Here is a 21,052-nt window from a genome sequence, read left to right on the forward strand (position 1 = left end):
GGCGCTCGACCGCGAGTGTGCCTGCGGCACGTAGCTTGGGTCGCCGAATGACGCTGCACGCCGCGACCGCGCTAATCGCTTTTGCCGCGCTTCAGATCTGGCTGGTGTCGAGCGCGATCTCCGCTGGCGCGCCTTCCGCGCTGATCATCGTCGCGCTGGTCATCCTGATTGCACTCGCGCTTCCGATTACACGTTCGGTCGAACGCCGCTGGTACCACCTCAGCCGCCAGGCACTGGCAAGCTGGGGATTGCACGCCCGGTTCCGCCGCGATGTCCGCCGCCTTTGGGCTGCAGCGCTGACGCTGCCCTTCCTGTGGGTCAGCGGCGCGATGGCCGCCACCGACGCAATCGCCAAAATCGCAGGCTGATCCGGCGCCCCGCCACCGACTTTGATTTTGACGGCTTCGCCTGCGCCGTATAGGGCGCAGAAATGCTGACCGTTTCCGAAGCCCTCGATCGCGCGCAGATGTTGTGCGACGCCGCCGTCAAAGCCGGCGCCGACGCCGCCGACGCGCTTTACTATTGCAATGCCGCCACCTCGGTCTCGATGCGTCTTGGCGCGCTCGAGGATGTCGAACGGTCGGAAGGGCAGGATATTTCGCTGCGCGTCTTCGTCGGCCAGCGCAGCGCGAGCGTATCGACCGCCGACATGGATGCCGGCGAACTCGCCAAGCTGGTCGAGCGCTGCGTCGCCATGGCACTCGAAGCCCCCGAAGATCCCTATGCCGGGCTCGCCCCGGAGGAGTTGCTGTTCAAAGGCCCCGCCCCCGATTTTGATCTCGACGACGGCAGCGAAGCCGATCCCAAGGCGCTGCGCGAAGCCGCATTGGCAGTTGAGGAAGCCGCGCGCGCCGTCGCGGGCGTCACCAACAGCGAAGGCGGCAGCGCAAGCCACAGCCGCACGCGCTTCGCGCTCGCGACCAGCCACGGCTTCGCCGGTGGCTATGGGTCGAGCGGTCACAGCCTGTCGGCGAGCGTGATCGCGGGCGAGGGCTCGAACATGCAGCGCGACTATGGCTGGCACAGCGCGCATTATCTGGCGGACCTCGAAAGCGTCGCCGACATCGGCACGCGCGCCGGCACCCGCGCCGTCGCGCGCCTCAATCCCGGCAAGGCGCCCGTCGGCAAGGTCCCCGTGCTGCTCGATCCGCGCGTCAGCGGCGGTATGATCGGCCATTTGCTGGGCGCGATTGCCGGCCCCGCAATTGCGCGCGGCACCAGCTTCCTGCTCGGCAAGGAAGAACAGGCGCTGTTCGACAGCGGCATCATCATCCGCGACGATCCGCACCGCCAACGCGGACTGCGCAGCCGCGCCTTCGACGGCGAAGGCCTGCCGACCGCAGCGCGCGACATCGTTGCGAATGGCAAGATCACCGGCTGGCTGCTCGACACCGCGTCGGCAAAGCAGCTCGGCCTTGCACCCACCGGCCATGCCAGCCGTGGCGGCGGCGCATCGGGGGTCAGCGCGAGCAACCTTCACCTTGCGGCCGGCAACCAGTCGCCCGCCGAGTTGATGGCGGGCATCAGGGACGGCGTCTATGTCACCGAACTGATCGGTCAGGGCGTCAACATGACCACCGGCGACTATAGCCGCGGCGCGTCGGGCTTTCTGATCAAGGATGGCCAGATTGCCGGACCGATCGCCGAATTCACCATCGCCGGAAATCTGATCGACATGTTCGCGGCGATCATCCCTGCCGACGACCTCGAATTCCGCCACGGTACCAACGCCCCTACCCTGCGCATCGACGGCATGACCGTCGCAAGCAGCTAAGGGCGATATCGGGTGCCCGGCCGCAACCTCGAAGCCGTGATCGCCGCGACCCGCGAGGTCGGCGACATGGCGATGGCGCGCTGGCGCGGAGAGGGTAAGGCGGTCAATGTCTGGAACAAATCGCACGACAATCCGGTCAGCGACGTCGATCTTGCAGTCGATGCGCGGCTGAAAGCCGTGCTCGGCGCGATGGTGCCCGAGGCGGGCTGGCTATCCGAAGAAACCGCCGATAACGCGGACCGCCTGTCATGCCGCGCGATGTGGTGCGTCGATCCGATCGACGGGACCCGCGACTTTATCCGCGGCCGCCCCGGCTGGTGCGTGTCGGTCGCTCTCGTGGTTGACGGCACGCCAGAACTGGGCGTCCTATATGCCCCTGCACTCGACGAACTCTGGGTCGCACAGCGCGGAAAGGGCGCGCTGCTCAATGGCGAGGCGCTGCACGCCAGCCAGCGCACAACCTTTGACGGCGCGCGCGTCCCCGCCGACAGCTTGCCCAAGATCGACCGCGACCTCGTCATGGTCACCAAACCCAACAGCATCGCGCTGCGCATCGCGCTGGTCGCCGACGACCGCGCCGACCTCGTCGCGACGCTGCGCTGGGGGTTCGAATGGGATGTCGCTGCGGCGGCCCTGATCGCGACCGAGGCTGGCGCCAGCGTCACCGACGCCTTCGGCCAGCCGCTGGCCTTCAATACCCCGCGCGCGCAGGCGTTCGGAGTCATCGCGTGCGCCCCCGCTATCCACCAGGCCGTCGTCGACCGCTTGCGCGATCGCGCCGTGGCGCTTACAGCGCCCTCCTGACCCGCGGTTTTGCGGGCTCCGATCGCCGCAGTGCGCTTGACAATCGGCTCGACTCGCCGTAACGGCAGCCCTATTCCGACATCTTGACCGGACGGCGAAGCGCGCCTGCGCATCGTGGTCCGTTTTTTGCGTTGGAAGTCAGACGCTTTGAGATGGGGCCGTTTGCCAGCGCCCTGTGGAGCAGGAGAAAGTTTACCATGGCACGTATTGCGGGCGTCAATTTGCCCACCAACAAACGCGTAATCATCGCGCTCACCTACATCCACGGCATCGGTCGCAAGACTGCCGTCGATATCGCCAACAAGCTCGGCATCGATCACACGCGCCGCGTGCAGGATCTGTCCGACGCCGAAGTGCTCCAGATCCGTGAAACGCTCGACGCCGATCACACGGTCGAAGGCGATCTTCGCCGCACCGTGGCGATGAACATCAAGCGCCTGATGGATCTCGCCTGCTATCGCGGCCTGCGTCATCGCAAGGGCCTTCCGGTCCGTGGTCAGCGCACGCACACCAATGCGCGCACCCGCAAGGGCAAGGCCAAGGCGATCGCCGGTAAGAAGAAGTAAGGTTTGAGCGCGTCCCCGGGCGCGCTTCCTTATTTTTCGCCGGAGGCACGCCGCAAGGCGCCACCGGTCAGCTTCAGGAATTCAGGATTTAGGATAGCAACATGGCACGTGAACCGCAGCGCCTTCGTCGGCGCGAACGCAAAAATATTTCGTCGGGCGTCGCCCACGTCAACGCGACCTTCAACAACACGATGATCACCATCACCGACGCACAGGGCAACGCAATTGCCTGGTCGAGCGCCGGCATGATGGGCTTCAAGGGCAGCCGCAAGTCGACTCCCTATGCAGCACAGGTCTGCGCCGAAGACGCTGGCAAGAAGGCCGCCGAACATGGCGTCCGTACGCTGGAAGTCGAAGTCAAGGGCCCGGGCGCCGGTCGTGAATCGGCGCTTCGTGCGCTGCAGGCGGTTGGTTTCCACATCACCTCGATCCGCGATGTGACCCCGATCCCGCACAATGGTGTCCGCCCGGCCAAGCGCCGCCGCGTCTGATACCTCTTCCGGGCGCGCCCCACCGCCGGGGCGCCGCCCGACCACCTCTCTACGCCGGACCGGTCGGATCACCGTCCCCGCCCGTCCCGCCAAAAGCAAAGGGAAGACCATGACTGTCAATATCCGGAACTGGCAGGAATTGAAGAAGCCCAGCAACCTGGAAATCAAGGCTGGCAGCGACGGCAAGCGCAAGGCGACCTTCGTCGCCGAACCGCTCGAGCGCGGCTTTGGCCTGACGCTGGGCAACGCGCTGCGCCGCGTGCTGCTCTCGTCGCTTCAGGGCGCAGCAATCACGTCGATCAAGATCGAGAACGTCCTGCACGAATTCTCGAGCCTGGCCGGCGTGCGTGAAGACGTCACGGACATCGTCCTGAACGTCAAGCAGATCGCGCTCAAGATGGAAGGCGAAGGCCCGAAGCGGCTTCAGCTGTCGGCAACCGGTCCCGCGACCGTCAAGGCCGGCGACATCATGGTGTCGGGCGACATCAAGGTGATGAACCCGAATCATGTCATCTGCCACCTCGACGAGGGCGCGACGCTGAACATGGAACTCGTTGCCGACACCGGAAAGGGCTATGTGCCCGCCGTCGCCAACCGTCCCATCGACGCGCCGATCGGCCTGATCCCGATCGATTCGCTCTACTCGCCCGTGCGCCAGGTCGCCTATAAGGTCGACAATGCCCGCATCGGCCAGGAACTGGACTATGACAAGCTGAACCTGACCGTCGAAACCGACGGCACGGTCACCCCGGAAGACGCCGTCGCTTACGCCGCGCGCATCCTCCAGGACCAGCTCCAGGTCTTCGTCCACTTCGAAGAAGCGATGAACGACAGCGGCCTGATCGGCATGGCAGCCCCCTCGGCAGCCAGCGACGAATCGGACGTCAACCAGCTCAACCGCTTCCTTCTCAAGAAGGTCGACGAACTGGAACTGTCGGTGCGTTCGGCCAACTGCCTCAAGAACGACAACATCATCTACATCGGTGATCTGGTTCAGAAGACCGAAGCCGAAATGCTTCGTACCCCGAACTTCGGCCGCAAGTCCTTGAACGAAATCAAGGAAGTGCTGTCGTCGATGGGTCTGCGCCTGGGCATGGACATCCCCGGCTGGCCGCCGGAAAACATCGAAGAAATGGCCAAGAAGCTCGAACAAGAGCTGCTGGGTTAAGAAACAAACCTTCTCCCCTTGGGAGAAGGATACGCAGCCTTGCCGACGTGTCGGCCAGGCGAAGTTGGATGAGGGGTTCTGCGCTCTTGCGATAGGGCACATCCCCTCACCCAGCTCCAACTAGCCGGACGAGCCGGCAAGTTTCCGCAACCCTCTCCCGACGGGAGAGGGAAGCAATACGGGAAAGGGTCGGCCCGTATATCGACCTGGTCTGGGCTACCTCACACGGGCCCTTAACAAACGAAGGAATGGATTATGCGTCATAAAGTTGGTGGTCGGAAGCTTCAGCGCACGAGCGCGCATCGCACCGCATTGTTCCGCAACATGTCGGCATCGCTCATCAAGCATGAGCAGATTCTGACGACCGTCGCCAAGGCGAAGGAACTCCGTCCCTACGTCGAAAAGCTGGTCACGCTCGCCAAGCGCGGCGGCCTTGCCAATCGCCGTCTGGCGATGGCCCGCCTGATGGACGACAAGCAGCTGGTGAAGCTGTTCGACGTTCTGGCCGAGCGTTACAAGGACCGCGCCGGTGGTTACACCCGCGTGATCAAGGCCGGCATCCGCGCCTCGGACGCGGCCTCGATGGCCGTCATCGAATTCGTCGATCGCGACGTCGATGCCAAGGGCCAGGATTCGGGTCCGGTCGAACAGTATGACGATGAGGCGGAAGCCGCGTAAAACGCGCTTTCGGCGATAAAAGATCAAGGGCGGCCTCCGAAAGGATGCCGCCCTTTTCTTTGCGGGTGTGGGGCGGCAATAATGGGGTGCGAAATCGCAACGATCCCCCCACACCTCGCCTTCCCGGACCCTTCGACAGGCTCAGGACAGGCTTGATCCGGGGTCCAGAACCAAAGGCCGCCATGGACCCCGGATCAAGTCCGGGGTGACGAAGAGGGAATGTCAGCTAAGGGGTGGGAAGCGGACGTAGTCTGTCCGCTGGCTAGGCGTTGTTCATTTGGCGCGTTCCTCGTTGGCCCATCGCCATACGCTGCTCTTCAAGCGCCCGCTCTGAATATCCATCGCGATTCGGCAAACGCCTTGGAAGTCGCTCGAGCCTTCTAGCGCGATAATCCGTATGGCATCGTCGTTCCGGAACATCTCGACTTCGGAACCCAACTGGTGGTTCCTCTGCATTGATGGTGCGCTAGCCTGTCCTTCCGCCAGAGATGCAAACGTCGGTGTCAATCTCGACGGGTGCAACGACGAAACTGGCGGCAGCAAGCGAGGTGGCGGCGCGAACGGCACCTTACTGAAATCGTAGTCAGGCGCCCGAACCGGCTCGCCCCCGGACGAATATGGGCGCGGTGATGGCCAGAAACGCAGGCCAAGGAAGCGGCTATAATGCTGATCGCGACATTGCATGAAGTCGCGCATCCGAACGAAGCGATCCGCGCCCGGATGGCCATCATAAATAGTCAGCAGCGCAGTCAGCCGGTCACCATGGCTTGCGTCACGGCGAGACATGCTTCGCCAGCTTCTTCGACCCGGTATTTTTCGGCCTGAAAGCGATCGGGGTTCTGCGCGACAATCGCTGCCGCCTGTGCTTCCGAAGAAAGATAGAAACGAGGATTAAACCCGACGAAACTAACCGGCCCCAGGCCGGTAAAATCGGCACTGTCATGGCCGCTCAGACGGAAACTGGACCAAGCGCGGTTCGATCGCCAATAGCTATAAAAGGGAGCGGGCGCACCCGCTTCATGCTGAAGCATCCAGGCCGGAAAATTTGAGTTGGATTGATAGAGCGAATAGGGCTTGGACTTGTCGATGTCAGCGAAGCGCTCGACGCGTCGAGAGAGGTAGCCTGGCGGATAGGTGAAATATTCGTCGAGCGAAAAGCGGAAAGGTTGATATCGATCCTCTGCTTTCTGGAAGATCAACGATAGATAGCGCTGAACTGTCGGGGGAAGCGACGCTCGCCTTCCCCAAGAGCACTCGTCCGCGAGATCGGCTACAGCCTGACTGGGGATTGGAACGATAACTGCCATCGCCGCAACTACGGCGCCAACGCCCCTTCTCATCCTCGCGACGCCCTTCCATGCCTATTGAGCAACCCTATGATCGCTATCTACTATCCGACTCTATCTACGCCAACCTTGAACCATACTTGCCCATAGCGAACGTCTGCAATTGGTCGTTAGCGGTCATCGCCACCAAATCGGCAACGAACGGCCGATATGGGGTGGGAAGCTGCCGCACCAAACATTCGTCATTCCCGCGAAAGCGGGAACCCAGTGTGGGATCAGCCCACGCCTACTCTGGGTCCCCGCTTTCGCGGGGATGACGAAGTAGAAAGAATGCATCGGTTAGTTTTGATCGTTCCCAGATATTTCCCTCTCCCGTTCGTGTCGAGCGAAGGCCGGGGTCCAGTGCGCGATCAGCAAAGGTCCATTCTCTCACCCGCTGGGCCCCGGCTTTCGCCGGGGAGCAGCTGTTGGTCGAGGCGGCGGCTCGAAGGGGAAATACGCGCAGAGGAGCAGAGGAGATGGGCCGTCACCTCTGTGATCTCTGCGCCTCCGCGCGCATAATTTCAGAGCCGGGCGGTTCAAATGGCCGTTAGGTGCTTTCCTCCCCCTTTTATCCAAATAGGTTATATATGTTGACATCGTAACGCTATTATGGCACATATGCGGAAACTGGGCCATTGCGCCGGTTTGCCTGAAAAGGGGTTTCCGACATGAAAGACAAAAAAAGCGCTGTGCGCGCGGGGGATAGCTGTGCCGGTTCCGGGGACGGAAATGCGGCGGATATCGGCGGGGAATTGGTCATTCAGCGCGATCAGCGCGGGAAGTTGCAGGCCGAGCGGCGTGCAGGACATCGGTGGAGCGCCAAGGCGGAGGCGGTGTTTCTGGGACAGCTGGAGGCGACGTGCAACGTCATGGCGTCGGCGGCGGCCGCGGGGTTTTCGACCACCGCGGTTTACCAGCGCCGGCGCACCTATGCCGCCTTTGGCGCGGCGTGGGCGGCGGCGCTCGACACCGGCTATGCACGGCTGGAAATGGCGCTGGTGTGCGCGGCGACCAATGTGCTGGCGCCCGTGCCCGCCCCGGACGGCAAGGGTTGCGCGGGCGCGGCGGCCGATGGGACGGCGGGTAGCGCGGCGCCGTTTGGCGGGATGACGGCGCGCGAGGCGTTACAGGTGTTGCGGCTGCACCGTTATGGCGCGCGCGGCGGGTCGCCGCAGCGTTTCGACTGGCGCGCGAAGCCGGTCGATCCCGAAGCGACGCGGGCCGAGATATTGCGCAAGCTGGACATCATCGAAGGGCATGATGGAAAGGCGCGTGGTGGTGGGAAGGCGGGGGGCGGAAAAACCTGTGACGGAAAAGCGCGTGGCGCGCGCTGATCTGCGCGCCCGGCTGATCGGTGCGGGGGCCGCGGGGCGCGCGCGGCTGTTAGACCATCTGTCAGACAGCGAGCGGGCTTTTGTCGCGGGCGATTTCGCCCTCTATCGCCATGACGGGCAGGCGCCGCCCGGCGGTGCGTGGCGCAATTGGGTGCTGATGGCCGGACGCGGTTTCGGCAAAACCCGCGTCGGTGCCGAATGGATATGGTCGCTGGTCCGCCACACGGCCGAACCGCTTTCCATCGCGCTGGTCGGCGCGACGATCGACGAGGCGCGGAATATCATGGTCGATGGCCCGAGCGGGATATTGGCGCTGCAACAACCCGGCGACCTGGTGCAGTGGCATGCGGCCCGCGGGCTGTTGCTGTTTCGGAGCGGTTCCGAGGCGCGGCTGTTTTCGGGGGCGCATGGCGAGCGGCTGCGCGGACCCGAACATCATTATGCCTGGTGCGACGAGCTGGCGAAATGGAAACAGGGCGAAGCGGCGTGGAACAATTTGCAGATGGGCCTGCGCGCCGGGGCCGCGCCGCAATGCCTGATCACCACGACGCCGCGCCCGTCGCCGCTGATGAAAATGCTGTTGGCCACGCCCGGTACGGTCGTATCGGGCGGCGCAACGCATGACAATCCGCACCTGTCGCCCGCCTTTTGCGCCGCGATGTCCGCCCAATATGGCGGAACCCGGCTGGAACGGCAGGAGATTGACGGCATGATGCTGACCGACGTCCAGGGCAGCCTGTGGCCCGACGCGCTGGTCCGGCGATGCCGCCTGCCCGCGCCCGCCGCGCAATATGACCGCATCGTCATCGGGGTCGATCCGCCGGCGTCGGCGCGCGGCACTTGCGGGATTGTCGTGGCGGGAATCGCCGGAGAGAGGGGCGGCGGAGCGGATGCCCGGGTCGCGCATGTGATCGCGGACCGCTCGCTGGGCGGGGCGTCGCCCGAAAAATGGGCGCGCGCCGTCGTCCGCGCGGCGAGCCGGTTCGGCGCCGACCGCATCGTCGCCGAGGGAAATCAGGGCGGCGACATGGTCCGGTCGGTACTGATGGCGGCGAACCCCATATTGCCGCTGACGATCAGCCACGCCAGCCAGTCCAAGATGGCGCGCGCCGAACCCGTCGCCGCCTTGTTCGAAAATGGCCGCGCCTTTTTCGCGGGACGCTTTCCCGCGCTCGAGGAGCAACTCGCGGGGATGGTCGCGGGCGGCGACTATGAAGGCCCCGGCCCCTCCCCCGACCGCGCCGACGCCATGGTGTGGGCGATGCACGAATTGATGCTGAAACAGACGCCGCGCGCGCCGGCCATCCGGCGGTTCGCTTAGCTGCGCGGTGCGCGGATCAGGACTCAATCCCCCTTGCCCGCCGCTGGCCGATGCTTACATGAGGACGCACGATTATTTCTTCCCCCAGCCGATGAGGATCGCCTTGCCATGTCCCGCAACACCCTGTCCGCGCCGCTGGCGCTGGCCCTCCTGATGACGACGCCGACAGCGGCGCAGGCCGCCGACGCGGCCGCGGCATCGGCACGCGCGCCGGGGCTCACCTATCCCGACACCACGCGCGGCGACACGGTCGATCCGCAGTTCGGTGTCGATGTCGCCGATCCCTATCGCTGGCTCGAGGATGATGTTCGCGTCAATCCGAAGGTCGCGGCGTGGGTCGCCGACCAGAACAGGATCACCGACGCCTATCTGGCGACGCTGCCCGGCCGCGACACCTTCGCGAAGCGGATGACCGAGCTTTATAATTACGAACGCTACGGCCTGCCAACCAAGGCGGGCAACCGCTATTTCTATACCCGCAACGACGGGTTGCAGCCGCAATCGGTGCTCTTTGTCCGCGACGGGCTGAAGGGCGAGGGCCGAGTGCTTATCGACCCCAATGGCTGGGCCAAGGATGGTGCGACCGCACTCGCCGAATGGACGCCGTCGGAAGATGGCAAGCATCTCCTTTATGCCGTGCAGGACGGCGGCACCGACTGGCGCATCGTCCGCGTGATGGACGTCGCGACCGGCAAGGACCTTGCCGACGAGATCCGCTGGGTCAAATTCTCCAGCCTCGCCTGGGCAAAGGACGGCAGCGGTTTTTATTATTCGCGCTTCCCCGAACCTGCAGAAGGCGCGGCGTTCCAGTCGCTCAATGAAAATCACGCGGTTTATTTTCACAAGGTCGGCACCCCGCAGAGCGCCGATACGCTGATCCACGCAACCCCCGACAAGCCCAAGCTCAACAATAGCGCGGTCGTCACCGACGACGGCAAATATCTGCTCGTCGTCGGATCGGAGGGCACCGATGAACGCTATGGCCTGACGCTCTATGCGACCGGCAAGCCGGGGGCGAAGCCCGTGGTGCTCGTCGACGATTATGCGAACAACTGGGAATATGTGACCAACGTCGGCACGCGCTTTACCTTCCTCACCAACAAGGGCGCGCCGCGCCAGCGCATCGTGTCGATGGACATCAAAAAGCCCGGCGCGCTGACCGAACTGGTCGGCGAGGAGGAAGCGACCCTCGTCGGCGCCTCGCGCGTCGGCAACCGCATGATCCTCTCCTACCTCGGCGATGCGAAGTCGCAGGCGCGGATCGTCGCGCTCGACGGCAAGCCGGTCGCGAACATCAACCTCGCCGACATCGGCTCGGCGGTCGGCTTTGGCGGCAAGGCCAGCGATCCCGAAACCTTCTATGCCTTTTCCAGCTACGCCCAGCCGACGACCATCTATCGCCTCGATACGGTCAGCGGAAAGACCGAGGTGTTTGCGGCGCCCAAGCTGACCTTCGACCCCAAGCAATTTACGGTCGAACAGCGTTTCTACAAATCGAAGGACGGCACCGAAGTGCCGATGTTCGTCGCGATGAAAAAGGGGCTCGACCGCAGCAAGGGATCGCCGACGATCCTCTATGGCTATGGCGGCTTCAACGTGTCGATGGTCCCGGGCTTTGCACCGACCAAGCTCGCCTGGCTCGACAAGGGCGGCGTGCTCGCGATCGCCAATCTGCGCGGCGGCGGCGAATATGGCAAGGCATGGCACGACGGCGGCCGCCTCGCCAACAAGCAGAATGTCTTCGACGATTTCATCGCCGCGGGCGAATATCTGATCGCCGAGGGCATCACCGGCAAGGGCCAGCTCGCGATCGAGGGCGGGTCGAACGGCGGACTGCTCGTCGGCGCGGTGACCAACCAGCGCCCCGACCTGATCGCCGCGGCGCTGCCCGCAGTCGGGGTGATGGACATGCTGCGCTTCGACCGCTTCACCGCCGGGCGTTACTGGACCGACGATTATGGCTTTCCGGCGAAGGAGGCCGATTTCCGTAACCTCCTGTCCTACTCGCCCTATCATAATATCAAGGATGGCACGGCCTATCCCGCGGTGCTGGTGACCACCGCCGACACCGATGATCGCGTCGTCCCGGGGCACAGCTTCAAATATACCGCGCAGCTCCAGCACGCGAATGTCGGCGACAAGCCGCACCTGATCCGCATCGAAACGCGCGCTGGCCACGGGTCGGGCAAGCCGACCGACAAGATCATCGCCGAGGCCGCCGACAAATATGCCTTCGCCGCCAAATGGACCGGGCTGGTGGTCGAATAATGTCCTACGCCCTGTCCTTTTCGGCCACCGATCCTGCGGCGCTCTGGGCCGAGGCGGGTGATGCCGCCGCTGCGCTCGTCGCGGGCGAGCCCGACGGCATCGCCAATATGGCGAATGTCGCAGCGCTGATCTGGCAGGCGATCCCCGACCTCAACTGGGCGGGTTTCTATCGCTTCGACGGCACCGAGCTGGTGCTCGGCCCGTTCCAGGGCAAGGCGGCATGCATCCGCATCGCGCTCGACAAGGGCGTGTGCGGCGCGGCGGCGCGGCGGCGCACCACCCAGCGCGTCGACGATGTTCACGCCTTTCCCGGGCATATTGCCTGCGACGCCGACAGCCGCAGCGAGCTGGTCGTCCCGATCGTCGCCGATGACCGGCTGATCGGGGTGCTCGACCTCGACAGCCCGACCTCGTCGCGCTTCACCGCCGCCGACCAGACGGGGGCCGAGGCGTTGATCGCACGCATCGCCGCCGCGCTCGCCTCCGCATCGCCTGCCCCATAATGGGGCAGCCCATCGAAGGTTAATAGATTCGCGATAGATCGGTGAATTTGCTAACAAACTGTTAAGTATTCGGTTATCCCGCAACGGCGGCGACCGTCGAAGCAGGGAGTTTGGCATGCGTATCGTTTTGCTTTTGGGAGTGGCCGTCGGGTCACTGTTGCTGGCAGGACGCGCGGGAAGCGCCGAGCTTTCAGCGACCGCTGCGCCGCCCCGCGCCACCGCCGCGAATATAGGCGCCAACCCGCATCCGACGTTGGATTATGGCACACCCTTATCGACCGATGTCCGCGTCTATACCGGCTATCCCGACCGCGTGCCGAGCGAAGCCGAATATCGCCGCGTCGAAGGTTATGACGCCGAGGGTCGCTGGACCGGCACCTGGACCGGCACTTATGAAACACCCGACGGCCGCCGCTATGACGGCAGCTATGAAGGCACGGTCGAGCGCCGCGCGGGCACGGACTATGCGCCGCCGCCGGCCGCTGGTCCGGTTTATGACGGCGCGACTCGCAGCCGATATGCGTATGACCCGCGCTATGAAGCAGAGATGGAACAACGCTGTGGCCGGGGGGGCACAGCGGGCGGTGCGGTTGTAGGTGGAGCCGTGGGAGGCTTGGCCGGCAACCGCATCGCTGGACGCGGAAACCGCACCGCGGGAACGCTGGTCGGTGGCGCGCTGGGCGCGATCGCCGGCGGCGCAATCGGCCATGCATCGGACAAGCAGCGGTGCGACGACTGGTGGGCAAGCCGCAGCGCCGCCTATCAGAGCGGTATGTATCAGGGCGGCATGTATCAGGGCGGCTATAGCTACGGCTATTACACCCCGGGAGTCATCGTCATGACGACGACGACCCAGGGCGCCCCGCTCGTGACCGAAAGGGTCGAGACGAGCACCCGGACCTATTATGAAAATGTTCCGGTGCGCAAACGCTATGCCGCCCGGAAAAAACCGACACCCAAAGCCAAACCGCGCTGCGCCTGCTGAACCCACGGAGTTCCAAGGCCTTTGGGCCCGCCGTCCTGCCGGATGGCGGGCCCTTTGCATTTCAGCGGCTCATCGCGCGTTCGCAACGGTTCAGCGGCGCGAAAGCATTGCGGGTCTAAGCCTCATGGATTGTGGGCTGGACCGTCCTTTGCCCATTGCGTGGGGAGTATCCTCGATGCGTCGTTTCACCAGCCTTGCCGCCGCTGCCGCAGTCGTCGTCACATCAGTCGGGTTCAGCGCCACGCCCGCCGAGGCGCGCAGCCGTCACGGCGGTTGGGGTCATCGCTATAATGACCGGATCAGCGTCGGCGACGTGCTCGGTGGCCTGCTCGTCATCGGCACCATCGCCGCGATCGCCAGCGCCGCGAGCAAGGACAAGCGCGACCGGCCCGACCGCGACGATCGCTATATCCCGCCCTATCGCGACAATGATGATCGGAATCCTCCCCGCTACGAACCCCGGAATGACAATGATCCGGGCGCGGAGCCCGGCTCCTATGGCCGTGGTGCCGCCGACGCCCGCGCCGCCGACGCGTGCAGCTGGGCGGTCGAAGGCGAAATGGGCGACGATGCCCATGTCGACAGCATCACCGGCACCGATCCCAATAATGGCGGCTGGTACGTCACCGGTACCGCATCAAGGCTCGGCGGCGAAGTGCGCAGCTTTGGCTGCAGCTATCGCAATGGCCGCGTCGTCGACGTCAATTTCGGCTGACGCCTCCAACCCTCCCGACATTGGCAAAGGCCTTTCGCCAGCGATGGCGGAGGGCCTTTTCCGTTTATGAACCCCGGCCTAACCAAGGCTGAACCCCAGATAAGCGGCAGGTTCAGCACCGCGTCACGCCATGACCGGTAAAAAGTCTCCAACAGGCAGCAATCGACGCCGCCTGCGCTTTTGAGGAGACCGAACCATGGCACTGCTGACCACATCATCTTTCACCAAGGCCGCAATCGGTGCGGCCACCGCCGGCGCGATGCTGATGAGCGCCACCCCCGCAACGGCGCGCGACCGCCATGACCGCGACGGGATCAGCGCAGGCGAAATCATCGCCGGCGCGGTCGTAATTGGCGGCCTCGCCGCAATCCTGTCGAGCGGCGACAATGACCGTTATGACCGCAACGATCGCTATAATGATCGCGGCCGCTATGACGACGCGCGCTATGGTTATGGCTATGACTATAACCGCTATGGCAATAGCCGCAGCGCGGTCAGCCAGTGCGTCCGCGCGGTCGAACGCGGCAGCAGCCGTTACGGCCGTACCGACGTCACCCAGGTGACGAGCATCGACCGCAAGCGCGACGGCTATCGCATCAAGGGCCGCGTCGCCGTCAACGACGGCTATGGCGGGCGCTGGGGCCGCGGCGGCTCTTACGACAAGGGCAAGTTCAGCTGCGACATCCGTTATGGTCGCGTCCAGGACGTCCGCTTCTCGGGCCTGCGCTAAACCGCTGACGCTCTGAAGCAAACAACCTCGGCCCGCCCGTGTTCCGGCACGCGGCGGGCCGCTTGCATCGGCATCGGGCGAACGCCATGATGCGGCATGATCAAGCACAGCCTGCTCGCCGCCCTTTTGCTCGCCGCCCCCGTTGCGGTGCAGGCAAAGGATGATCCCACCGCCGACCCCGCGCGGCTGAAGACGTCGGTCGAGAAACTTGTCTCCTTCGGCACCCGCCACACTTTGTCCTCGGCCACCGATCCCAAACGCGGCATCGGTGCCGCGCGCAATTGGGGCGCCGCCGAATTCGAACGAATCGCGAAGGATTGCGGCGGCTGCCTGACCATTTCGCGGATCAGCGACCGCTTCGAAGGGCCGCGCGCGCCCAGCGGAGTGATCGTCGAAAATGTGCTGGCGATCCAGAAAGGCACCGGCGATCCCGCGCATGTCATCATGATCGCCGGCCATATCGACAGCCGCGTCACCGATCCGATGGATTTCACCAGCGATGCCCCCGGCGCCAATGATGACGGATCGGGCACCGCGCTGGTGTTGGAGGCGGCGCGCCTCCTGTCGAAGCAGAAGCACCGCGCAACGATCGTCTATGCGCTGCTCTCGGGCGAGGAACAGGGATTGTGGGGCGGCAAGCTGCTCGCCAAACATGCCAAGGAGCAGAGTTGGCAGGTCGCGGCGATGCTCAACAACGATATCGTCGGCGGCACCCACGGCACCGACGGCACGATCGTGGCCAATCGCGTGCGTGTGTTCAGCGAAGGCATCCGCGCGTCGGAAGATCTCGCGGCGCAGCTCGCCCGCCGCGGCATCGGCGGCGAGGATGACGGCCCGTCGCGCGCGCTGGCCAAGGCGGCACTACGCGCCGCCGAACGCACCCCGGCAATCGGACTGGAAATACTCGCGGTGCGCCGCCCCGACCGCTTCCGCCGCGGCGGCGATCATCTGCCCTCGCTCGAACTCGGCTATCCGGCGATTCGCTTCACCGTCGGGATCGAGGATTATGATCATCAGCATCAGGATTTACGCACCGAGAATGGCCGCAAATATGGCGACACGATCGACGAGATGGACTTCCCCTATCTGGCGCGGGTAACCGCACTCAACGTCGCCTTGGCACGCGAACTCGCCGATGCACCGCCCGCCCCCGCCAGCGTCAGCATCGACGGTGCAGTCAGTTCGAACACGACGATAAGCTGGTCTCCGGTGAAGGATGCCGCCGCCTATCGCATCCACTGGCGCCGGGCCGATCGCCCCGACTGGACCGACAGCCGGGTGGTGCAGGCCGGCGGCGCGACCGAACTGATGCTGCCCGGCGTGATCGTCGACGATCATTTCTTCGGCGTGTCGGCGGTATCGGCGGACGGCGCCGAAAGCATCGTCACCTTTGGCGGGCTGCCCGCAAAATAATAACAAACACGATATACCAAAATTTACCTTCCCCGTTTATGACTGGATGGGGACCATCATTACCGTCTGGCGTGGGGCACAGACGGGCAGAACCGGGTCGCGTCCAATGTCGCATAATGGGGCGGATACAGCCTCTAAGGCCGCATCAGAAAAGCGCCAGCCGCGTCAGTCGCGTCTGGTGAAGGCAGCGTTCGGCTGCGAACGGTTCGGCCGTTTCGATATCACCATCCGCAATGTGTCGGAAACCGGCGTCGGCGGACAGGCGCCGCACGCGCTGCTGATCGGCGAACGGGTGACGGTCTATCTTCCCGGCCATGCCCCGATGATGGGAACGGTACGCTGGGTCGTCGATCGGCGTTTCGGTGTCGAGACCGACGTGAAAATTGAACCCGGCCGTCTGCGCACCGCCAGTGGCGAACAGCTCGTCGCCGCCGACAGCAGCCTCGAATTCCAGCTCTTCAACCCGCCCAAGGCGACCACCTGGCGCCCGGGACTAACCATCGCGACCAACGTCCCCGGCCATTTCGGCCGCAAGAGGTAGGGCGCGAATCGGGCGTGACCGGGGTGCCCAATGTTCCGGCCAGCCGGAGCTCTATCGGCAAACAAGTCGGCAATGGGGGCCGCCACAGCCCCTCACCAAATCTCGTCACCCCGGACTTGATCCGGGGTCCATGGCAGCCTTCGCTTTCTGGATCCCGGATCAAGTCCGGGATGACGAAGAGGGAATGTCTGAATTGGGGTGGGAAGCGGTCAGCCGAAGCTCAGGCCCGCCAGCTCGCCAAGCGCCTCAAAACGTAAGCAGCAATACGGCTTGCAGTGCCGACATTCTCTTGGCGCAGAGTGAAGTCGAACACCAGGCCCTTATCGCTGATGGTGAAGCTACAATCGAACCTCTCATGCCCCTTGACGTCTGGCGAACCTTGGCACGATGGAACTCGCCAGTTGGGCGGCAGGCTTTCAACCCCATCGCGGGGAACGAGGTAGAAAAGTGAACCGCCCTCTCCCGGCGTCCCTTCCTCGCCGACTAGCCAATACACCCTATCCCACCCGGTCGTGGGGTCACGCTGTCGAAGTCCGTCTTTGGCGAGTTCCTGTCGAACCTTCGTAATGTCGCTGCTCCGGTCGGCAGGAAACTCGCGCGCTTCCTTTCCGCCAAGCACTTGGACCACCATGTCGGCTTCAACATCGCTCGAATAGCCGTGAAACATGCGTTTGTAGCCCTGCACACCGCCGCGAAGTTCAGAGGCCGGAAGCAAGAGCCACACGGACTCATCGGGCTCCTTATCTAGCCCTTTTACGCTTGCGAGCCACGGCACTCTGAAGTTGCGCATGAACTCGTATTTGTGGGGAACAGCGTAGGTAGCGTCATTCAGTTGGTAGCGCGTAGAGCCGAGATAGGATTCAGCAATAGCTGCCGCGCCGATGCATGCGATTGCGAGGACGGTGATGTGGGCGCGTTTCACGCTTGCATGGTTTCCCATTTGTCGGAGGTCCGCAAGTGGTCGTTTGCTGCCTCCTCTTGCCCTCCAGCGAAAGCCAGCCCCACAAACAGAAACCGGCGCGGATTGCTCCGCGCCGACCATCCGACAGGATAGTGGAAAAATGCGGCGTCAGGCGACGCGGCGCACCTCATTGCCTTCGTCGTCGATGTCGCGCAGCACATAACCGCGGCCCCAGACGGTCTCGATATAATTTTCGCCTTCGCAAGCGAGCGCCAGTTTCTTGCGCAGCTTGCAGATGAAGACGTCGATGATCTTGAGTTCGGGTTCGTCCATCCCGCCATAAAGATGGTTCAGGAACATTTCCTTGGTCAGCGTCGTGCCCTTGCGCAGGCTCAGAAGCTCGAGCATCTGATATTCCTTGCCGGTCAGATGCACGCGCGTCGTATCGACCTCGACCGTCTTGGTATCGAGATTGACCGCGAGCTTGCCCGTCTTGATGACGCTCTGGCTATGCCCCTTCGAACGGCGGACGACCGCATGAATGCGGGCGATCAGCTCGTCGCGGTGAAAGGGCTTGGTGACATAATCGTCGGCGCCAAAACCGAACGAGCGCACCTTCGAATCCATTTCCGAAACGCCTGACAGGATCAGCACCGGCGTCTGCACCTTGGCGGTACGCAGCTTTTTCAGCACATCATAGCCGTGCATGTCGGGCAGGTTCAGGTCGAGCAGGATGATATCGTAATCATAGAGCTTGCCCAGGTCCAACCCCTCTTCCCCGAGATCGGTGGAATAGACGTTGAAACCTTCGGTCGTGAGCATCGTGTCGATCGCTTTTGCGGTCGTCGGCTCGTCCTCGATCAGCAGTACACGCATTGGGCGCCCCTTGATTGTTCCCACGATAGCCCTGCAGTTCGTCCGCGTGACCGTCATGTGATGCCACCGACCGACCCCTGTTGCGGGACTGCCGGAACATTAACCACGAAACTAATGAAGGGAAAAGGTTAATTTTGATTTAACCGTGGGATTCCCGCGAGTCGCGACCAATCTGCAACAGTATTTCACAGCCGGTGGAGCGCCAGATATTACTGGTGCGCGCCTGCGCATGATCGTTTCAGCACATCGACCAGATGGTCCGACAGCGCCCGCACACGCGCCGGGCGCAACCGCGACGGCGGCGACAAAAGGTGCAGATGCGCCTGCGGCCGCGACCAGTCGGTCAGGATCGGCACGACCGCCCCCGACGCCAGTTCGGCGGCGGCGATGAAGTCCGGCAGCACCGCGATCCCGCCACCCGCAGCGACCAGCGGCACCGCAATATCGCCATTATTGGCGAACAACGGCCCCGTCGGCAGCACCGTCACTTCCTCACCCTGGCGATGAAAATGCAGCGGCATCGCGCGCTGGCGGTGGCCATATCCGATCAGCCGGTGGTCCGCGAGTTCGAGCGGATGTTTCGGCACCCCATGTTTTTCCAGATAGGCCGGACTCGCGATCACCGACGAGGCGACGGGCGCGATCGTCCGCGCGAGCAGGCTGGAATCGGCGAGCGGCGCGATGCGCAGCGTCAGGTCGATTCCTTCGGCGACCGGATCGTTCCGCGCATCGCTCAGCAGAACCTCGATCTCGACCGCGGGGTGCTGCGCCAGAAAGGCCGCGAGCGGCGGGCCCAGCACCTTGATCCCGAAACTCATTGGCGCGGCGAGGCGGATCGGTCCCGCGAGGTCGAGCCGATCGCCACGCGCCGCTTCGGTCGCCGCGGTCGCCGCCGCGACCATCGCGCGCGCTTCGCCCAGCAGGCCTACGCCCGCGGTCGATACCGTCACGACCCGCGAACTTCTGTGGAGCAAGGTGATACCCAGCGACGCCTCAAGCCGCGTCACCGCTTTCGACACACTCGCCTTCGACAGGCCGAGCGCGGCGGCGGCGGCGGTGAAGCTGCCGCCATCGGCGACCGCGACGAAACAGGCCCAGCCTTCATAATCGGGAAGCGCCATAAAACACCTCATAAATGGAAACGATGATTTTCCATCTACGCTATTTTAGAAACGATCCCAATCGCTATCTTGGCATCAACAAGACGGCGCCGCCGGGCATGATGCCAGTGAGCGGGCCGATGGAAAGGAACGGCCATGATCGACATTCGCAAATTCGAAACGCTGGGCCATGCCAATCACGGCTGGCTCGATGCCCGTCACCATTTCTCCTTCGCCAACTATTATGACGAAGGCCGTATGGGTTGGGGGGCGCTGCGTGTCTGGAACGACGATGCCATCGCGGCGCAGGCGGGCTTCCCCCCGCACCCGCACCGCGACATGGAAATCATCACCTATGTCCGCACCGGCGCGATCACCCATCGCGACTCGATGGGCAACACCGGCCGCACCGCAGCGGGCGACGTTCAGGTGATGAGCGCCGGCAGCGGCGTGACCCACAGCGAGTTTAACCTCGAGGATGAGGAAACGACGCTGTTCCAGATCTGGATCATGCCCGACCGAGACGGCGGCAATCCAGGCTGGGGCGCGCGCCAGTTTCCCCAGGCCGATCGTTCGGGCCAGTTTGTGACGCTGGCCAGCGGGATCGAGGGCGACGACGCTTTGCCGATCCGCGCCGACGCCCGCGTTGCCGCGGCAACGGTGAACGCCGGGGACAGCGTCAGCTATGAGCTTGGCGCCGGTCGCCACGCCTATCTGGTCGCCGCCAAAGGCCGCATCCGCGTCAATGGCGTGGAAGCCGATCCGCGCGACGGCATCGCACTCCGCGATGTCGGCACAATCGAGGTCGAAGCAATCGACGACGCCGAACTGGTGCTGGTCGACAGCCTCTAACGAGCCTCCCCCCGGGCCGCCGCCTGCCTCCCCCTCCCTTGCGGCGGCGGCCCACCCCCATTTTGATGACAAAGACTGAAAGGACAAAGACAATGGCAAAAATTCTCGTGCTCTATTATTCCTCCTACGGCCATATCGAGCAGATGGCCGATGCCGTCGCCGAAGGCGCGCGCGCGGCGGGCGCCGATGTCGATATCCGCCGCGTCGCCGAAACCGCGCCCGCTGCGGTCGTTCAGGCCGCAGGTTTCAAAACCGATACCGCGCATCCGCTGCTCAGCGATCCCAATGAACTGGCGAACTATGATGCAATCATCGTCGGCACCCCGACGCGATTTGGCCGCATGTCGAGCCAGATGGCGAGCTTCTGGGACACCGCCGGTGGCGTTTGGGCGCAGGGCAAACTGAACGGCAAGGTCGGCGCAGCCTTCACCTCGTCGGCGTCGCAGCATGGCGGCCAGGAAACCACCTTGTTCAGCATCATCACCAACCTGCTGCACTTCGGCATGACGATCGTCGGGCTCGATTATGGCTATGCAGGCCAGATGGGCGTCGATGAAGTCAAGGGCGGCGCACCCTATGGCGCAACGACGTTGGCCGATGGCGATGGATCGCGGCAGCCGAGCGAAGCCGATCTCGGCGGGGCCCGCTATCTGGGCGAACGCGTCGCCCGGACCGCGACCAAGCTGATCGCCTGATCCGATGCG

The 21,052-nt window shown here is 64.0% G+C and carries 23 protein-coding genes; 18 read left to right on the forward strand and 5 right to left on the reverse strand.

Annotated features, from left to right (window positions below; all coding sequences use genetic code 11):
• Positions 1-47 precede the first annotated feature (47 nt).
• The 7 genes from CDQ91_RS10970 (at position 48) to rplQ (ending at position 5,481) form a co-directional block, all read left to right on the forward strand.
• Positions 48-368 carry a hypothetical protein gene (locus CDQ91_RS10970; RefSeq protein ID WP_237245942.1) on the forward strand — a complete coding sequence of 107 codons (321 nt, stop codon included), beginning with the start codon at positions 48-50 and terminating at the stop codon, positions 366-368.
• A gap of 62 nt (positions 369-430) precedes the next feature.
• The gene (locus tag CDQ91_RS10975; protein WP_088472776.1) at positions 431-1,774 is read left to right on the forward strand and encodes a TldD/PmbA family protein; all 1,344 of its coding nucleotides are present in this window, start codon (positions 431-433) and stop codon (positions 1,772-1,774) included.
• Between the two features lie 12 nt (positions 1,775-1,786).
• Positions 1,787-2,578 (forward strand): inositol monophosphatase family protein, encoded by a 792-nt coding sequence (locus CDQ91_RS10980; protein WP_088472777.1) that lies wholly within the window; start codon positions 1,787-1,789, stop codon positions 2,576-2,578.
• Between the two features lie 197 nt (positions 2,579-2,775).
• Positions 2,776-3,144 (forward strand): 30S ribosomal protein S13, encoded by a 369-nt coding sequence (rpsM, locus tag CDQ91_RS10985; protein ID WP_088472778.1) that lies wholly within the window; start codon positions 2,776-2,778, stop codon positions 3,142-3,144.
• A gap of 101 nt (positions 3,145-3,245) precedes the next feature.
• Positions 3,246-3,635, forward strand: a complete 390-nt coding sequence (gene rpsK / locus CDQ91_RS10990; protein WP_003040416.1) for a 30S ribosomal protein S11 — start codon at positions 3,246-3,248, stop codon at positions 3,633-3,635.
• Positions 3,636-3,744: 109 nt separating this feature from the next.
• Positions 3,745-4,803: a DNA-directed RNA polymerase subunit alpha gene (locus CDQ91_RS10995; protein WP_088472779.1), complete on the forward strand. Its 1,059-nt coding sequence runs from the start codon at positions 3,745-3,747 to the stop codon at positions 4,801-4,803.
• A gap of 255 nt (positions 4,804-5,058) precedes the next feature.
• Entirely contained in the window at positions 5,059-5,481 is a 423-nt protein-coding gene (gene rplQ, locus CDQ91_RS11000; protein ID WP_088472780.1) for a 50S ribosomal protein L17, read from the forward strand.
• Positions 5,482-5,754: 273 nt separating this feature from the next.
• On the opposite strand, the gene CDQ91_RS21030 is transcribed toward rplQ, so the two are convergent.
• Positions 5,755-6,267, reverse strand: coding sequence for a hypothetical protein (locus CDQ91_RS21030; RefSeq protein WP_144036757.1), 513 nt, complete (start codon positions 6,265-6,267; stop codon positions 5,755-5,757).
• On the reverse strand, positions 6,231-6,680 hold the full coding sequence (locus CDQ91_RS11010) for a hypothetical protein (RefSeq protein WP_088472782.1): 450 nt from the start codon (positions 6,678-6,680) through the stop codon (positions 6,231-6,233). The genes CDQ91_RS21030 and CDQ91_RS11010 overlap by 37 nt, the downstream gene beginning before the upstream one ends.
• A gap of 797 nt (positions 6,681-7,477) precedes the next feature.
• Between CDQ91_RS11010 and CDQ91_RS11015 the strand changes: the two genes are divergently transcribed.
• The 9 genes from CDQ91_RS11015 to CDQ91_RS11055 all read left to right on the forward strand — a co-directional run bounded on the left by CDQ91_RS11015 (position 7,478) and on the right by CDQ91_RS11055 (position 16,619).
• Positions 7,478-8,143, forward strand: coding sequence for a hypothetical protein (locus CDQ91_RS11015; protein WP_088472783.1), 666 nt, complete (start codon positions 7,478-7,480; stop codon positions 8,141-8,143).
• The gene (locus tag CDQ91_RS11020; protein WP_237245943.1) at positions 8,130-9,464 is read left to right on the forward strand and encodes a DNA-packaging protein; all 1,335 of its coding nucleotides are present in this window, start codon (positions 8,130-8,132) and stop codon (positions 9,462-9,464) included. Before CDQ91_RS11015 ends, CDQ91_RS11020 begins: the two co-directional genes overlap by 14 nt.
• A gap of 108 nt (positions 9,465-9,572) precedes the next feature.
• Positions 9,573-11,732 carry a prolyl oligopeptidase family serine peptidase gene (locus tag CDQ91_RS11025; RefSeq protein ID WP_237245944.1) on the forward strand — a complete coding sequence of 720 codons (2,160 nt, stop codon included), beginning with the start codon at positions 9,573-9,575 and terminating at the stop codon, positions 11,730-11,732.
• Positions 11,732-12,235, forward strand: coding sequence for a GAF domain-containing protein (locus CDQ91_RS11030; protein ID WP_088472785.1), 504 nt, complete (start codon positions 11,732-11,734; stop codon positions 12,233-12,235). The genes CDQ91_RS11025 and CDQ91_RS11030 overlap by 1 nt, the downstream gene beginning before the upstream one ends.
• 115 nt (positions 12,236-12,350) lie before the next feature.
• Positions 12,351-13,220: a glycine zipper 2TM domain-containing protein gene (locus CDQ91_RS11035; RefSeq protein ID WP_088472786.1), complete on the forward strand. Its 870-nt coding sequence runs from the start codon at positions 12,351-12,353 to the stop codon at positions 13,218-13,220.
• A 175-nt stretch (positions 13,221-13,395) separates the two neighbouring features.
• The gene (locus CDQ91_RS11040) at positions 13,396-13,935 is read left to right on the forward strand and encodes a hypothetical protein (protein WP_088472787.1); all 540 of its coding nucleotides are present in this window, start codon (positions 13,396-13,398) and stop codon (positions 13,933-13,935) included.
• 196 nt (positions 13,936-14,131) lie between these two features.
• Complete coding sequence (locus CDQ91_RS11045) at positions 14,132-14,665, forward strand: hypothetical protein (RefSeq protein WP_088472788.1); 534 nt, start codon at positions 14,132-14,134, stop codon at positions 14,663-14,665.
• A gap of 96 nt (positions 14,666-14,761) precedes the next feature.
• Positions 14,762-16,078 (forward strand): M20/M25/M40 family metallo-hydrolase, encoded by a 1,317-nt coding sequence (locus CDQ91_RS11050; protein ID WP_088472789.1) that lies wholly within the window; start codon positions 14,762-14,764, stop codon positions 16,076-16,078.
• Between the two features lie 178 nt (positions 16,079-16,256).
• Positions 16,257-16,619: a PilZ domain-containing protein gene (locus tag CDQ91_RS11055; RefSeq protein ID WP_237245945.1), complete on the forward strand. Its 363-nt coding sequence runs from the start codon at positions 16,257-16,259 to the stop codon at positions 16,617-16,619.
• A 220-nt stretch (positions 16,620-16,839) separates the two neighbouring features.
• Here the strand turns inward: CDQ91_RS11055 and CDQ91_RS11060 are convergent, their stop codons facing one another.
• The 3 genes from CDQ91_RS11060 to CDQ91_RS11070 form a co-directional block, all read right to left on the reverse strand.
• On the reverse strand, positions 16,840-17,541 hold the full coding sequence (locus tag CDQ91_RS11060; RefSeq protein WP_144036758.1) for a hypothetical protein: 702 nt from the start codon (positions 17,539-17,541) through the stop codon (positions 16,840-16,842).
• Between the two features lie 147 nt (positions 17,542-17,688).
• Positions 17,689-18,396 (reverse strand): response regulator transcription factor CtrA, encoded by a 708-nt coding sequence (gene ctrA, locus CDQ91_RS11065; protein ID WP_088472792.1) that lies wholly within the window; start codon positions 18,394-18,396, stop codon positions 17,689-17,691.
• Positions 18,397-18,605: 209 nt separating this feature from the next.
• Positions 18,606-19,517: a LysR family transcriptional regulator gene (locus tag CDQ91_RS11070; RefSeq protein WP_088472793.1), complete on the reverse strand. Its 912-nt coding sequence runs from the start codon at positions 19,515-19,517 to the stop codon at positions 18,606-18,608.
• A gap of 135 nt (positions 19,518-19,652) precedes the next feature.
• Between CDQ91_RS11070 and CDQ91_RS11075 the strand changes: the two genes are divergently transcribed.
• Positions 19,653-20,348 (forward strand): pirin family protein, encoded by a 696-nt coding sequence (locus CDQ91_RS11075; RefSeq protein ID WP_088472794.1) that lies wholly within the window; start codon positions 19,653-19,655, stop codon positions 20,346-20,348.
• A 92-nt stretch (positions 20,349-20,440) separates the two neighbouring features.
• Entirely contained in the window at positions 20,441-21,043 is a 603-nt protein-coding gene (gene wrbA / locus CDQ91_RS11080; protein WP_088472795.1) for an NAD(P)H:quinone oxidoreductase, read from the forward strand.
• Positions 21,044-21,052 lie beyond the last annotated feature (9 nt).

The organism is Sphingopyxis witflariensis (genome assembly GCF_002205635.1).
Lineage (GTDB): Bacteria > Pseudomonadota > Alphaproteobacteria > Sphingomonadales > Sphingomonadaceae > Sphingopyxis > Sphingopyxis witflariensis.

Excerpts from the sequence above, each read along its gene's own strand:
- wrbA (WP_088472795.1), top strand. The coding sequence starts at position 20,441 with ATGGCAAAAATTCTCGTGCTCTATTATTCCTCCTACGGCCATATCGAG.
- CDQ91_RS11015 (WP_088472783.1), top strand. The coding sequence starts at position 7,478 with ATGAAAGACAAAAAAAGCGCTGTGCGCGCGGGGGATAGCTGTGCCGGT.
- CDQ91_RS11040 (WP_088472787.1), top strand. The coding sequence starts at position 13,396 with ATGCGTCGTTTCACCAGCCTTGCCGCCGCTGCCGCAGTCGTCGTCACA.
- CDQ91_RS11075 (WP_088472794.1), top strand. The coding sequence starts at position 19,653 with ATGATCGACATTCGCAAATTCGAAACGCTGGGCCATGCCAATCACGGC.
- CDQ91_RS11035 (WP_088472786.1), top strand. The coding sequence starts at position 12,351 with ATGCGTATCGTTTTGCTTTTGGGAGTGGCCGTCGGGTCACTGTTGCTG.
- CDQ91_RS11045 (WP_088472788.1), top strand. The coding sequence starts at position 14,132 with ATGGCACTGCTGACCACATCATCTTTCACCAAGGCCGCAATCGGTGCG.
- CDQ91_RS11050 (WP_088472789.1), top strand. The coding sequence starts at position 14,762 with ATGATCAAGCACAGCCTGCTCGCCGCCCTTTTGCTCGCCGCCCCCGTT.
- CDQ91_RS10970 (WP_237245942.1), top strand. The coding sequence starts at position 48 with ATGACGCTGCACGCCGCGACCGCGCTAATCGCTTTTGCCGCGCTTCAG.
- ctrA (WP_088472792.1), bottom strand. The coding sequence starts at position 18,396 with ATGCGTGTACTGCTGATCGAGGACGAGCCGACGACCGCAAAAGCGATC.
- rpsK (WP_003040416.1), top strand. The coding sequence starts at position 3,246 with ATGGCACGTGAACCGCAGCGCCTTCGTCGGCGCGAACGCAAAAATATT.
- CDQ91_RS11025 (WP_237245944.1), top strand. The coding sequence starts at position 9,573 with ATGTCCCGCAACACCCTGTCCGCGCCGCTGGCGCTGGCCCTCCTGATG.
- CDQ91_RS10995 (WP_088472779.1), top strand. The coding sequence starts at position 3,745 with ATGACTGTCAATATCCGGAACTGGCAGGAATTGAAGAAGCCCAGCAAC.
- CDQ91_RS10975 (WP_088472776.1), top strand. The coding sequence starts at position 431 with ATGCTGACCGTTTCCGAAGCCCTCGATCGCGCGCAGATGTTGTGCGAC.
- CDQ91_RS11030 (WP_088472785.1), top strand. The coding sequence starts at position 11,732 with ATGTCCTACGCCCTGTCCTTTTCGGCCACCGATCCTGCGGCGCTCTGG.
- rplQ (WP_088472780.1), top strand. The coding sequence starts at position 5,059 with ATGCGTCATAAAGTTGGTGGTCGGAAGCTTCAGCGCACGAGCGCGCAT.
- CDQ91_RS21030 (WP_144036757.1), bottom strand. The coding sequence starts at position 6,267 with ATGTCTCGCCGTGACGCAAGCCATGGTGACCGGCTGACTGCGCTGCTG.
- rpsM (WP_088472778.1), top strand. The coding sequence starts at position 2,776 with ATGGCACGTATTGCGGGCGTCAATTTGCCCACCAACAAACGCGTAATC.
- CDQ91_RS11070 (WP_088472793.1), bottom strand. The coding sequence starts at position 19,517 with ATGGCGCTTCCCGATTATGAAGGCTGGGCCTGTTTCGTCGCGGTCGCC.